This is a genomic window from Micromonospora sp. WMMA2032 (assembly GCF_002688545.1).
In the GTDB taxonomy this organism is placed as follows: domain Bacteria; phylum Actinomycetota; class Actinomycetes; order Mycobacteriales; family Micromonosporaceae; genus Micromonospora; species Micromonospora sediminicola.
Genome location: NZ_CP024052.1, coordinates 3562761 through 3575634 on the forward strand (window position 1 = coordinate 3562761; position 12874 = coordinate 3575634).

15 protein-coding genes are annotated in these 12874 nt (G+C 73.4%); 9 read left to right on the forward strand and 6 right to left on the reverse strand.

What is annotated here, in order from left to right; translation table 11 throughout:
- Positions 1–12 precede the first annotated feature (12 nt).
- Both CO540_RS16130 and CO540_RS16135 read left to right on the forward strand, forming a co-directional pair.
- Positions 13–417 carry a CoA-binding protein gene (locus tag CO540_RS16130; protein ID WP_099162685.1) on the forward strand — a complete coding sequence of 135 codons (405 nt, stop codon included), beginning with the start codon at positions 13–15 and terminating at the stop codon, positions 415–417.
- Between the two features lie 43 nt (positions 418–460).
- Complete coding sequence (locus tag CO540_RS16135) at positions 461–1192, forward strand: hypothetical protein (RefSeq protein ID WP_157779133.1); 732 nt, start codon at positions 461–463, stop codon at positions 1190–1192.
- Positions 1193–1200: 8 nt separating this feature from the next.
- Here the strand turns inward: CO540_RS16135 and CO540_RS16140 are convergent, their stop codons facing one another.
- Complete coding sequence (locus CO540_RS16140; RefSeq protein ID WP_099162687.1) at positions 1201–1809, reverse strand: TetR/AcrR family transcriptional regulator; 609 nt, start codon at positions 1807–1809, stop codon at positions 1201–1203.
- Between the two features lie 88 nt (positions 1810–1897).
- On the opposite strand from CO540_RS16140, the gene CO540_RS16145 reads away from it, so the two are divergent.
- A complete protein-coding gene (locus CO540_RS16145; protein WP_099162688.1) occupies positions 1898–2551 on the forward strand; it encodes a PH domain-containing protein in 654 nt (217 codons plus the stop codon).
- 45 nt (positions 2552–2596) lie between these two features.
- Here CO540_RS16145 and CO540_RS16150 read toward each other — a convergent pair whose 3' ends face one another.
- A complete protein-coding gene (locus tag CO540_RS16150; RefSeq protein ID WP_098743800.1) occupies positions 2597–3793 on the reverse strand; it encodes an acyl-CoA dehydrogenase family protein in 1197 nt (398 codons plus the stop codon).
- Positions 3794–3967: 174 nt separating this feature from the next.
- Between CO540_RS16150 and CO540_RS16155 the strand changes: the two genes are divergently transcribed.
- Positions 3968–4375 carry a DUF4190 domain-containing protein gene (locus tag CO540_RS16155; protein WP_099162689.1) on the forward strand — a complete coding sequence of 136 codons (408 nt, stop codon included), beginning with the start codon at positions 3968–3970 and terminating at the stop codon, positions 4373–4375.
- 4 nt (positions 4376–4379) lie between these two features.
- Here CO540_RS16155 and CO540_RS16160 read toward each other — a convergent pair whose 3' ends face one another.
- Positions 4380–5270 carry an SDR family NAD(P)-dependent oxidoreductase gene (locus CO540_RS16160; protein WP_099162690.1) on the reverse strand — a complete coding sequence of 297 codons (891 nt, stop codon included), beginning with the start codon at positions 5268–5270 and terminating at the stop codon, positions 4380–4382.
- Between the two features lie 116 nt (positions 5271–5386).
- Here CO540_RS16160 and CO540_RS16165 point away from each other — a divergent pair, with 116 nt between their 5' ends.
- Complete coding sequence (locus CO540_RS16165) at positions 5387–5851, forward strand: DUF4190 domain-containing protein (RefSeq protein ID WP_091582673.1); 465 nt, start codon at positions 5387–5389, stop codon at positions 5849–5851.
- Between the two features lie 55 nt (positions 5852–5906).
- On the opposite strand, the gene CO540_RS16170 is transcribed toward CO540_RS16165, so the two are convergent.
- Positions 5907–6863 carry a CoA ester lyase gene (locus tag CO540_RS16170; RefSeq protein WP_091582678.1) on the reverse strand — a complete coding sequence of 319 codons (957 nt, stop codon included), beginning with the start codon at positions 6861–6863 and terminating at the stop codon, positions 5907–5909.
- A 127-nt stretch (positions 6864–6990) separates the two neighbouring features.
- Here CO540_RS16170 and CO540_RS16175 point away from each other — a divergent pair, with 127 nt between their 5' ends.
- From CO540_RS16175 to CO540_RS30955, 3 genes are all read left to right on the forward strand, one after another.
- On the forward strand, positions 6991–7815 hold the full coding sequence (locus tag CO540_RS16175; RefSeq protein ID WP_172967860.1) for an SDR family NAD(P)-dependent oxidoreductase: 825 nt from the start codon (positions 6991–6993) through the stop codon (positions 7813–7815).
- Between the two features lie 96 nt (positions 7816–7911).
- Positions 7912–8199: a hypothetical protein gene (locus tag CO540_RS16180; protein WP_099162692.1), complete on the forward strand. Its 288-nt coding sequence runs from the start codon at positions 7912–7914 to the stop codon at positions 8197–8199.
- 83 nt (positions 8200–8282) lie between these two features.
- Positions 8283–8927 (forward strand): hypothetical protein, encoded by a 645-nt coding sequence (locus CO540_RS30955; RefSeq protein ID WP_099162693.1) that lies wholly within the window; start codon positions 8283–8285, stop codon positions 8925–8927.
- Positions 8928–8931: 4 nt separating this feature from the next.
- On the opposite strand, the gene CO540_RS16190 is transcribed toward CO540_RS30955, so the two are convergent.
- Together CO540_RS16190 and CO540_RS16195 are read right to left on the reverse strand one after the other, a co-directional pair.
- The gene (locus tag CO540_RS16190) at positions 8932–11082 is read right to left on the reverse strand and encodes an APC family permease (protein ID WP_099164787.1); all 2151 of its coding nucleotides are present in this window, start codon (positions 11080–11082) and stop codon (positions 8932–8934) included.
- A 65-nt stretch (positions 11083–11147) separates the two neighbouring features.
- Complete coding sequence (locus tag CO540_RS16195; protein WP_091582694.1) at positions 11148–11843, reverse strand: HAD family hydrolase; 696 nt, start codon at positions 11841–11843, stop codon at positions 11148–11150.
- Positions 11844–11909: 66 nt separating this feature from the next.
- On the opposite strand from CO540_RS16195, the gene CO540_RS16200 reads away from it, so the two are divergent.
- Positions 11910–12866, forward strand: coding sequence for a DMT family transporter (locus CO540_RS16200; RefSeq protein WP_099164788.1), 957 nt, complete (start codon positions 11910–11912; stop codon positions 12864–12866).
- Positions 12867–12874 lie beyond the last annotated feature (8 nt).

Sequence of the window (12874 nt, forward strand, 5' to 3'; positions counted from 1 at the left end):
TAGTCTCGGCGGATGCGTTCCGCCCAGCAGCTCCTCGCCGACTCCGCCGTGATCGCCGTCGTCGGGGCCTCCCGCGACCCGGGCAAGGCCGCGCACCGCGTACCGCTGGAGATGCGGCGGCACGGCTGGCGGATCATCCCGGTCAACCCGACGGTGGACGAGCTGTTCGGCGAGAAGGCCTACCCGACGCTGGCCGACATCCCGCATCCGGTCGACCTGGTGGACGTGTTCCGGCCGGCGCGGGACGCGGTCGAGGTGGTGCGGCAGGCGGTGGCGATCGGCGCGCCGGCGGTCTGGTTGCAGCTCGGGATCGTCTCCGCCGAGGCGCGGCGGATCGCCGAGGAGGCCGGCATCGACTACGTCGAGGACAGGTGCCTCATCATCGAGCGGGCCGCCGCGGGCCTCTCCCGCCGCTGATCGGCAGGGTCGCGCGCTGGCGGCTGCCGCGTACCCTCCGGGTGTGTCCCTTTCCCAACCGGCCACGGGGCCGGCGACGGCCGGCCGCGACGGACTCTGGACGCGCCGGTTGCTCGCGCTCCTGGCGGGAACGGCGGTGGCCGCGGCGGCCACCCGTGGCCTGCTGGCGCTTGGCCCCGCCGGCCTGGACCGGATCCGCGACGTGGCGTGGGTGGCGGGCGGGGTGCACCTGGCGCAGCGGCACTGGCGACCCCGGCGGACCGGGCGGTTGGTCTGGCGTACCCGGGTGGTGGGGCGACGTGCGACAGAGGCCGGGCTGGTGGCCCGCCGGTCCGTGGCAGGCCTGCTGGGGCTGGCGGCGGGTCTCGTCTTCTGGACGCTGTTCGGGGTCGGGACGGTCTCGCTCCTGCCCGACCGGTGGTACCGGTTCGGGGTGGCGGCGGTGGCTCTCGGCCTGGGCCTGGCCGTCCACCGCGAAGCCCGGTTCACCGGCCCGCTCGCGCTGACGGCGAGCGGGATCAGGGACGGCGGGGCGTGGTATCCCTGGGTGACGGTCCGGGCGGCCGAGCTCGCTGGGGACGAGCCGGACGGCGGCGTGGCGCTGCATCTGCTCCCCGAGCGGCTTCCCCGGCCGGTCGTCGGTGGACGCGAGGTCACCGTGTCGGACGAACGACTCCTGACCGCGATCGAGCAGTTCCGGGCGGCCCCGGGGACGCTGTCGGTAGGGCTGCCGGTCATACCGCCCGAGCCGGCCGCCCGACCCGGGGTCGGGTGAGGGTCGGGTCACCGGGCCGGGTCGGGGCCGAAGAGCAGGTCGAGCTGGGCGTCGAGCGCGGCCAGCGCGGTCTCCGGGGGATAGTGGCCGCCGAGCACGTAGATGCCGAGCCCTTCCATCACGGCGAGCAGCCCGACCGCGGCCCGTTCCGGGTCCAGCCGGCCGTCCGCCACGAGCGGTGACCCGGCGGCGATCTGCCCGGACACGAACGCCAGCAGCGCGGCCGTCTCGTCGTGCAGCGCGGCGGCCACGGCCGGCCGGACGGCGGTGTACGCGAGGAAGGCCAGGGCCACCCGGCCGTCCGCGCGCCGTTCCTCGTCGAGGGGCAGCAGCTCGGCCAGCATGGTCCGCAGCAGCGTGCGGGGTGCCGGCGTCGCGCCGAGCGGCTCGACCGCCCGGCGGATCCGGGCCTCGTTGCGCTCGCGCACCACGGCGAGCGCGAAGACCATCATCTCGTCCCGGGTACGGAAGTAGTGCTGCACCATCCCGGGGCTGACCTCGGCCGCGGCGGCGACGTGGCGCAGGCTGACCGCCTCCAGCCCCTGCTCGGCCGCGACCCGCATCAACGCGTCGGCGATCAGCGCGCGACGCTCCCGGTGGTCGACCCGCTTCGGCATGCCCCCATGGTTTCACAATACGAGTGCATTGACACGCCGCCGAGGACGTTTTACATTACGACTGCATTGAAAACGAGGGGGTGCGGTGATGGGGCGGGCGTTCCGGCTGGCGCGGCGCGTGGTGGCGTACGAGTGGGGCATGTGGCGCAGCCTCACCCGGTGGATCCTGCGTCGGCCGTACCCGGTGGCGCCGGGCGCGGAGACCTACGCCTACGTCGGCGGGGTGCAGGCGATCCTGCTGGCCTTCATCGTCCTGTCCACGATCGAGATCCCGGTCCTCGACGTGATCCTGCGGCACACCGTCGACCAGCCGACGGTGCGGCACGCGGCGATCGGGCTCGGCGTCTGGGGCGTGCTGTGGATGGTCGGGCTGCTGGCCAGCCTCCGGATCCACCCGCACGTCGTCGACGACGCCGGCCTGCGGGTGCGCAACGGCGTCTCGATCGACGTCACGATCCCGTGGACCGCCGTCGCCGAGGTGTCGTTCCGTCGCCGCTCGCTGCCGTCCAGCCGGGCCGTCCAGTACGACGCGGACGACCCGGCGGTGCTCAACCTCGGCGTCGGCAGCCAGACCGCGATCGACGTGGTGCTGCGCGAGCCGCTGTCGGTGCCGCTGCCGAAGGGACCGAGCGCGCCGGTGCGGGAGATCCGGCTGTACGCCGACGACCCGGGCGCGCTGGTCGAACACGCCCGCCGGCACCTGCCTGCCACCGACCACGTCACGCGCCGGCCGACGCGTTAAGAGGGGGCCCCTGCTCTACCGGAGACGTTAAGAAGGGGCCCTTCCTTACAGCTTGTACTCCTTGAGCAGGCCGCGGGAGATGATCGTCTTCTGGATCTCCGAGGTGCCCTCGCCGATCAGCAGGAACGGCGCCTCGCGCATCAGGCGCTCGATCTCGTACTCCTTGGAGTAGCCGTAGCCGCCGTGGATGCGGAACGCCTCCTGGACCACCTCGGCGCAGTATTCCGAGGCGAGCAGCTTGGCCATGCCCGCCTCGACGTCGTTGCGCTGACCGGCGTCCTTGAGTCGGGCCGCGTTGACCATGAGGGAGTGCGCGGCCTCGATCTTGGTGCCCATCTCGGCGAGCTTGAACGCGATCGCCTGGTGCCGGGCGAGCGGCTGGCCGAACGTCTTGCGCTGCTGGGCGTAGGCCACGGCCAGCTCGAACGCGCGGATCGAGATGCCGCAGGCGCGGGCGGCGACGTTGACCCGGCCCACCTCGATGCCGTCCATCATCTGGTAGAAGCCGCGGCCGACCTTCTCCTCACCGCCGAGCACGGCGGAGGCCGGGACGGTGACGCCGTCGAGCACCATCTCGGTGGTCTCGACGCCCTTGTAGCCCATCTTGTCGATCTTGCCGGGAATGGTCAGGCCGGGCGCGGTCTCGCCGAAGCCGGGCTCCTTCTCCAGCAGGAAGGTGCTCATGTTGCCGTAGACCGAGTCGGCCCCGGTGTCGGTCTTGACCAGGGTGGCCACCACCGAGGAGTACGCCCCGTTGGTCAGCCACATCTTCTGGCCGTTCAGGACGTAGGAGTCGCCGTCGCGGACCGCCTTCGACTTGATCGCCGACACGTCCGAGCCGCACTCGGGCTCCGACATGGAGAACGCGCCGCGCACCTCGCCGGTCGCCATCCGGGGCAGCAGCCGGGCCTTCTGGTCGGCCGAGCCGTGCTGCGAGATCAGGTACGCCACGATGAAGTGGGTGTTGACGATGCCGGAGATCGACATCCAGCCCCGGGACAGCTCCTCGACCACCAGGGCGTAGGTCAGCAGGGACTCGCCCAGGCCGCCGTACTCCTCGTCGATGGTGAGGCCGAACAGCCCCATCTCGCGCATCCCGTCGAGGATGTCGGCGGGGTACTCGTCGGCGTGCTCCAGCCGCTGGGCGTGCGGAATGATCTCCTTGTCGGCGAACTCCCGGACGGTTTCCAGGATCGACCGCTGCACGTCGGTCAGGCCGGGCGTCTGGGCGAGTCGGGCCATCTCAGCCTCCGGGGTCGGCGCATTACTCATGGGTAACTGAACGCTCGGTCAGTATCGGCCCCGGGACCGGCCGCGCCAAGGTGACCAGTCCACACAACCGCTGTGAAAAGGTTCACCGCTGCGGGTAGCGTCCGCAAGAGAGAGGGCCGTTGACCTGCGATCCGGGGGGCGTACGTGACCGACGAGCAACCACCGTCGCCGTACGAGCCGCCGGGCCACGGCCAGCCCTACGGGCAGCCGCAGTACGGGCAGCAGCACCCGCAGTGGGGACAGCAGCCGCCGTACGCCCCGCAGCCGCCCTACGGTCAGTACGGCCCGTCCGGCCCGGGACCACGCCCCCGCGGCGGCCCGAACGTGCTCGCCATCCTGTCCCTGGTCTTCGCGTTCGTCTTCGCGCCGGCCGGCATCGTCTGCGGCCACCTGGCCAAGCGACAGATCCGGCAGACCGGCGAGGAGGGCGAGCAGCTCGCCACCTGGGGCCTGATCCTCAGCTACGTCTTCACCGTGCTCGGTGTGATCGCCTGCTGCGGCTGGATCGGGCTGGCCATCTGGGCCAACTCCGACAACGGCACCGGCTACTGACCGCTCAGCGGAACTGCGCCTCCCGCACGCTGTTGCCGCCGTCGACCACCAGCATCTGCCCGGTGATGTACGACGCGGCCGGTGAGCAGAGGAAGGCGATGGCGGCGGCCACCTCGTCCGGTGTGCCGGGGCGCCCCACCGGCGTGCCGTGCCCCTGCTTGATCTCGGCCAGGGTGGACGCCGCGGTGTGGATGATGCCGGGCGCCACCGCGTTGACGGTCACCCCGTCGGCGATCATCTCCATCGCCAGCGCCCGGGTCAGCCCGACCACGCCGGCCTTCGCCGCCGCGTAGCCCGCCTCGGTGGGCAGCGCGTTGACCGGACCGGCCGTGGCGGCCAGGTTGACGATCCGCCCCCAGCCCCGCTCGGCCATGCCCACGATGAACGCGCGACTGCACAGGAACGCGGTGGTCAGGTTGCGGTCGATCTCGCCGCGCCACTCGTCGTAGGTCAGCTGGGCCACCGGCCGCAGCACCTCCGGGCTGGCCCGGCTCGCCAGGCCGGCGTTGTTGACCAGCACCTCGACGTCGCCGAGCTGCTCGGCCACGGCGTCGGCGAGCGCGCCGACCTCGGACTCGTCGGTGAGGTCGGCGACGAAGCCGGTGACGCCCAGCTCGCCGGCGCGGTCGTGGATCCGGCGGGTGGTCGACACGATCGCCACCCGGGCGCCCAGGTCGGCCAGCCGGCGCGCGGTCGCGTACCCGATGCCGTCGGCGCTGCCCGCGCCGGTGACCAGGGCGACCCGGCCGTCCAGGCGCATGGTGGCCGGCTCCGGGAGCGGCTCGGACCGTTCCTGGTCGGCGGCGCCCGTGGGCTCGCCGCCGCGCGGGCGGCGCACCGACCCCGGCCGGCTCATGTCCCGTCGCGACCGACCACCACGCGCGTCAAGTGCCATGCCGAGGATCCTGCCCGCTGTGGACCTTCCGGGCAACGCGGCACCCGGAAAGGGGGTCCTCCGTGTTGCGCCCGGGTGGCTACCCTGACCCGGACCACGTACCTGGAGATGATCAGATGAGCTATCCCCCACCCCCCGGTGGTTGGCAGGACCCGCAGTCGAGCCCGCCGGTCGATCCGTACGCGCCGGTCGACCCGTACGCGGTCGCGAAGTCGCCCTACCCGCAGCCCGCCGGAGACCCGTACGCGGTGCCCGGCGGCTACCCGCCGCCCGGGGCATACCCGCCGCCGGGCGCCTACCCGGGTTACGCGCCGCCGACCAGCAAGACGAACTCACTGGCCATCGTGGCGCTGGTGCTCTCGCTGGTCGGCTTCACCTCCTGCATCACCGCGCCGATCGGCGCGATCATGGGCCATGTCGCCCGCAAGCAGATCCGGGAGACCGGCGAGCAGGGCGAGGGCATGGCCAAGGCGGCCATCATCGTGGGCTGGATCCTCACCGCCCTGCTGGTCGCCCTGATCGTCTTCTACATCGTGATGATCGTGATCGCGGTCAACTCGGACAGCTCCAGCAGCTACTGACGCGCGCGGGCCGCCCCCGGCGAGGGGGCGGCCCGGCGACGTCAGCGGCGTGCGGTCACTCGGTGGGCGGGGTGAACGACGAGGTACGGGTCATGCCCGCGGCCCGGCCCTTGGCGGCGACCACCAGCGCCATCTTGCGGGACGCCTCGTCGATCATCTCGTCGCCGAGCATCACCGCGCCGAGCTTCCCGCCCGCCTCCGAGGTGTAGAAGTCGTAGGCGTCGAGGATCAGCTCGGCGTGGTCGTAGTCGGCCTGCGCCGGCGAGTAGACCTCGTTGGCCGCGTCGATCTGGCCGGGGTGCAGCACCCACTTGCCGTCGAAGCCCAGCGCGGCCGAGCGCTTCGCCACCTCGCGGAACGCGTCCACGTCCCGGATCTGCAGGAACGGGCCGTCGATGGCCTGCTTGTCGTGCATCCGCGCGGCCATCAGGATGCGCATCAGGATGTAGTGGTAGGGATCGCCCGGGTAGTCCGGGATCAGCGCGCCGACCACCAGCGACTTCATGTTGATCGAGGCCATGAAGTCGGCCGGACCGAAGATGATGGTCTCCACCCGGGGTGAGGCGGCCGCGATGGCGTCCACGTTGACCAGACCGGCGGCGTTCTCGATCTGCGCCTCGATGCCGATCCGGCCCACCTCCAGACCGAGCGTCTTCTCGATCTGGGTGAGCAGCAGGTCCAGCCAGTGCACCTGCTCCGCGTTCTGCACCTTCGGCAGCATGATGCAGTCCAGGTTCGCCCCGGCGCCCTCGACCACCTCGATGACGTCCCGGTAGGTCCACGGCGTGGTCAGGTCGTTCACGCGGACCACCCGGGTCTTGCCGGTCCAGTCGCCGTCGTTCAGCGCGGCCACGATGTTCTTGCGCGCGTCCGGCTTGGCCAGCGGGGCGACCGCGTCCTCCAGGTCGAGGAAGACCTGGTCGGCGGGGAGACCCTGGGCCTTGCCCAGCATCTTGACGCTGGAGCCGGGTACCGCGAGGCAGGACCGGCGGGGGCGACCGACAACGGCCATGGATGCGCTCCTTCCAGCGTCCGGCCGTACGGGGCCGACGCGGGCGGTGGATGTCGAGAACTTAACGATCCCAAAGGGCGTGGTGACGCCACGGTAACCTCGTGCCGTGACCGGGGTGAATGGACCTGTGGAAGATCTCACTGAGCGTCGGATCGTGGTGCTGACCGGGGCCAGTTCGGGCATCGGGTTGGCCGCCGCCGTCGAGCTGGCCCGCCGTGGCGACCAGGTGGTGCTGGTCGGCCGCGACCCGGCCCGGCTGCGCGCCGCCGGGGAGCGCGTCCGCGAGTCCTGCGGCGAGCAGCCGGAGCTGTTCCGGGCCGACTTCGCCGTGCTCGACGACGTACGCGGGCTCGCCGAGCGGCTGCGCGAGCACTACGACCGGATCGACGTGCTGGCCAACAACGCCGGCGCGATCGCCCTCGAACCGATCACCACGGTCGACGGCTTCGAGCTGAGCATGCAGGCCAACCACCTGGCCCCGTTCCTGCTCAGCAACCTGCTCGCCGACCGGGTCCGCCGGATGGTGGTGACCGCCTCCGACGCGCACCGCAGCGGCGTGCTCGACCCCGACGACCTGAACGCGTCGCTGCGCCACTACCGGCCGTTCCGCGCCTACGGCACCAGCAAGCAGGCGAACATCCTGTTCACCGCCGAGGCCGCGCGGCGCTGGCCGGAGCTGCCGGCGTACGCGTTCCACCCCGGCGTGGTGCGCACCCGCTTCGGCAACGAGAGCCGCCTGGTGGCGCTCGGCATGCGCCTGCTGCCGTTCCGCAGCCCGGAGAAGGGCGCGGAGACGCTGGTCTGGCTCGCCCGCCAGGACCCGTCCCGGCTGATGGACGGCGGCTACTACGCCGACCGCAAGCCGCACCGGCCCCGGCCGAAGGCGGCCGACCCGGCGCTGGCGGCGCGACTCTGGACGGCCAGCGCGAAGGCGGTCGGCATCGACGCCTGAGGGGATCCGCCCACCGGATCGCCGCCCGAGGCGTCGCCGCCCGGCACGTCGCCGGCGGGGGTCGCCGCGGGTCGCCCGCGCTGCCAGACTCGGCCCATGACGACGGGGAACGAGGTTCTGCTGGTCGCGCTGGTCGACCTGAGCGCCGACGCGCCGGCCGGGCGACGCTACGAGGACGCCGTGCTGGCGCTGCTCGACCGGCACGACGGCCGGCTGGAACGGCGGTTGCGCACCGGGGACGGGCAGACCGAGGTGCACGTCATCCGCTTCACCGCCCGCGCCGGGCTGGACGCGTTCCTCGCCGACCCGGAGCGCGCCGCGCTGCGGGCCGAACTGGGCGACGCCGCCCCCACCACCCGGGTGCTGGAGGTCCACGACGTCTGACCTGCCCCTCCCCCTCACTTCATCACGCTCCGACGCCGAGAACAAGACTTGATCTTGACAGTGGCGGGGCGCAGGGTCGGGGCATGGACTTCGATCCCCTGGCCACCGCCCGCCGTGCCCTCTGGATCGGCGGCGGGCAGTGGGCCGGCAAGACCACGCTCGCCGTCACGTTGGCGCTGCGGCACGGGCTGACCGCCTACCTCTACGACCGGCACGACGCGCGGGGACACGACGACCGGCGGATCGCCGACCGGGTCCGCCGAGGAGAACCGCCGGACGGGCCCGACCCGGAGGCGACGTGGGTGGCGACCGACCCACGGCGGATGGCGGACGAGACCCTCGCCGGGTTCCCGCGCCGCTTCGCGTGGGTGCTGGACGACCTGAGCGCCCTGGTCAGCGGAGGCCGGGTGATCGCCGAGGGCTGGGGGCTGCGTCCGGAACTGGTCGCGCCGGTGGTCGGGTCGACCCGGCAGATGGTGGTGCTGGTGCCGACTCCGGAGTTCCGCGCGTACCAGGTGGAACGGCTGCCCCGGGCGACCGCCCGGCACCCCGGGGTGAGCGACCCGGAACGGGCCCGGCGCAACCGGATCGCCCGCGACGAGCTGGTCGCCGCCGACGCGGTCGCCGCCGCGCACGCGCTCGGGATCCGCGTGGTCGAGGTGGACGGCAGCCGGGACGCCGCGGCGATCGCCGCGTTGGTCACCGACCACTTCGCCGGGTACCTGTGAAACGTCAGTGCGACACGTGTACCGGGACGCTGGTGACCACGACGCCGGGCAGGGCCCGCAGCGCCGCCCGCAACCGCTGCTCGGCCCGACTGTGCAGGAGCCGGTGCCGGCGTCGCCGCAGCACCACCTCCGGCACGATGACGGTCAGCGTCAGCTCCGGCCGGCTGCTGTGCAACGCCTCCAGATAGTGCGCGAGCGGCCCGATCACCGACCGGTACGGCGACACGATGGTCTCCAGCCGCAGGTGGTCGCCCCAGGCCCGCCACTGCTCGCGGAACCGGTCCGCCTCGGCCTCCTCCGGCGCGATGTGCACGGCCAGCGTCGGCCGACCGAGTGAGGTCGCGTAGGCCAGGGCCCGCAGCGAGGCCCGGTTCAGTCGGGCCACCGGCACGATCACCAGGTGGCGTACCTGCTGGGGCAGTTCCTCACCCTCGGCGGACCCGGCGGGGCCGGACGGACCCGGCGGGGGCGGGTGCAGCGCGAGGGCCCGGTGCAGCGTGGCGTAGTGCCGGTGGATCCGCCGGAAGAGCAGCACCAGCAGCGGCACCGCGACCACCACCACCCAGGCGCCCTCGGTGAACTTGGCGACCGCGGCGGTCACCAGCACCAGCCCGGACAGCGTCGCGCCGACCGCGTTGACCGCGAGCCGGCGACGCCGCCCCGGGCCCGGCCGGCGGCGCCAGTGCACCACCATCCCGGTCTGCGACAGCGTGAAGGCGAGGAAGACGCCGACCGCGTAGAGCGGGATCAGCCGCTCGGTGTGCCCGCCGAAGGCGACGAAGACGCCCGCGGCGGCGAGGGCGAGCGCCACCAGGCCGTTGCTGAACGCCAGCCGGTCACCCATGTGCAGGAACCGGCGCGGCGCGTGGCCGTCCCGGGCCATGAAGAAGAGCAGCCGGGGGAAGTCGTTGAACGCGGTGTTCGCCGCCAGCAGCAGGATCAGCGCGGTGGTGACCTGGAGGATCGCGTACCCGGGCCCGCTGGGGAAGGTGACCCGGCCGAGCTGGGACAGCAGCGTCTCGTCCGCGCGCGGCACCAGGCCGTCGAGGTGGATCAGCCCGACCAGACCGGCGAAGAGCGTGACCAGCATGGCGACCATCCAGCCCAGCGTCGTGCGGGCGTTGCGCCACTCGGTCGGGCGGAACGCGGGCACCGCGTTGGAGACCGCCTCGATGCCGGTCATCGACACCGCCCCGGAGGAGAACGCGCGCAGTACCAGCAGCAGGCCCAGCCCTTCCGTGGCGGGCACCGCCGGCGGCGGCACCGGCGCGAAGCCGCGCGCCGCGGCCTTCGCGTAGCCGACCGCCAGCACCGCGAGGACCACCACCACGAAGGCGTACGTGGGCAGCACGAAGATGTTGCCGGCGGTGCGCACGCCACGCAGGTTGCCGGCGAGCAGGACGCCGATCACCAGGACCCCGAGCGGCACGGTCCACGGGGTGAGGCCGGGCAGCGCCGAGGTGACCGCGTGCACCCCGGCGGCCACCGACACGGACACGGTCAGCACGTAGTCGAGCATCAGCCCGGCCGCGGCGGCCAGCCCCGGGGTACGCCCGAGGTTGTCCCCGGCCACGATGTACGACCCGGCGCCGTGCGGGTAGGCCGGGATGGTCTGCCGGTAGGAGAGCCCGACCGCGACCATCAGCACGACGAGCAGCGCGGCCAGCGGCAGGGCGAGGCCGAGCGCGGCGCTGCCGGCCAGGACCAGCACGACGAGCATGGCCTCCGGCCCGTACGCGACGGAGCTGAGCAGGTCCGAGGAGAGCACCGGCAGCGCGACCAGCTTGCGCATCCGCTCGTAGAGCACCGAGGAGCTGGCCAGCGGCGGGCCGACCAGGGTGCGGCGGATCCGGGTGACCGCCCGACCGAACCGGTTGCCGGGCAGGTGCGCCGCGCCGGTGGCGACCAGTTCGTCCGGCTGCGCCACGGTGAACATGTCGATCGGGGTGAGCCGGCCGAACCGGGTGGGCGCCGGGCGGCCCGCGCGCCGGCCCGGCGTCGGGTCCACGGGCAGGTCGTCGGCCCGGCGCGGGCCGTGCCAGCGGGCGCCGATCCGGCCCAGCGCGGCCCGTTCCGCGTCGTCCAACGGCGGGAACTCGGCCGAAGGCGTGACGACGGTGCCCTGCTCCGCCGCGTCGTGCCGGTCCGCCCCCACCCCCGCACTGTCGTGCACGGCGGCCCGGCCGGTGGCCGGAACGGCCACAGTTCGGCCGACCGGAATCAGCCGACGGCGACCGGTTCGAGCAGGTCGAGCACGTCGGTGAGGCAGGCCAGCTCCGGCCCGTCCCAGCCGTCGTCGGCGTTGAAGACCATGTGTCCGGCGAGGTCCGGCGCGGCCAGCCGGAACGCGCGCAGCCCCACCCGCTCCGCGCCGGTGAGTTCCTGGCTGCCGCCGTCGCCCACGTAGAGGCAGTCGGCCGGGGCGCGGCCGAGCCGGTGACAGGCGGCGAGGTAGAGCGCCGCGTCCGGCTTGCAGCGGCCCACCTGGACCGAGAACACCTGGGCGTCGAGCAGCGGGGCGACCGCGAGCTGGGGCAGGAACGCCGGCAGCTCGTGGGTGCAGTCGCTGACCAGCCCGGTGCGTACGCCCCGGCGGCGCAGCGTGGCCAGCACCGGCACCGCCTCCGGGCGCAGCCGGGTGTCGGCCCGTACGGCCCGGTGGCGGGAGGCGACGGCGGCGCGCACCGCCGCGTCGGAGGGACGTACGCCGACCTGCGCGCAGACCCACCGCATGGTCGACTCGGCGTCGCCGAAGAACCCGCTGGCCCGCTCGTAGAAGCTGCCGTCGAGCACCTCGACCAGCGCCTCGGTGGAGCAGCCGAGCAGCTCCGCGATGGTGCCGTGGGCGGCTCCGCGCTGGACGCTGTGGGTCAGGGTGCCGAAGAAGTCGAACAGCACCGCGCGGAACCTGAGCATGATGCGTGATCGTAACGGAGTGCTGACGTTCCGTGGTGTCGGGTGTCCGTGTGAGGATTGCTCTCCGTGCCCACCGCTCCGCACCGCCCGCCGTTGGGCGCGCCGACCCTCGGCGCGCTCGCCCTGGCCGTCGCCGCCGTCTCCTCCTCCGCGCCGCTGGTGGCGTTCGCCGCCGCCCCGGCCCTGGCCATCGCGTTCTGGCGCAACACGTTGTCGGTCGCGGTGCTCGGCCCGGTGGCGCTGGCCCGACGGCGGGCCGAACTCCGCTCCCTCACCGTCGGGCCGGGCCGGCGGGAGGGGTTCTACTGCGTCCTCTCCGGGGTGGCGCTGGCCGCGCACTTCGCCACCTGGATGCCGAGCGCGCAGCTCACCACGGTGGCGGCCGCGACCGCGCTCGGCGCGACCCAGCCGGTGTGGCAGGGGTTGATCGCCCGCTGGCAGGGGCGGCGGCTCCCGGTCGCGGTCTGGGCCGGCATCGGGGTGGCGGTGCTCGGCGCGGCGCTCGCCACCGGCGCCGACTTCGCCGTCTCCGGCCGGGCCTTCGGCGGTGACCTGCTGGCCGTGGTCGGGGGCATGTTCGCGGCCGTCTACACCGCCTTCGGCGAGCGCGCCCGGGCCAGCATCAGCACCACCACCTACACCACGATCTGCTACGGCGTCTGCGCGGTGATCCTGCTGGTGGTCTGCCTGCTCGGCGGGGTCCGCCTGCACGGCTGGAACGGCGGGACGTGGCTGGCGATCATCGGCCTGGTGGCCGGCGCCCAACTGCTCGGGCACTCGATGTTCAACTACGCCCTGCACCGGGTCTCCGCGACCACGGTCAGCGTGCTCATCCTGCTGGAGGCGCCCGGCGCGGCGCTGATCGGCTGGGTCTGGCTGGGCCAGCTGCCCCGACCGCTCGCGTTGCCCGGACTGGCGCTGCTGCTGGCCGGCGTGGCCGTGGTCGTGCTCGGCGGGGCGCGCGCCGGTCGCCGGGTCGAGCCGGTCCCGGTGCCGGCCGACGCCGCGCCCCTGAAGGACTGAGCGGACGA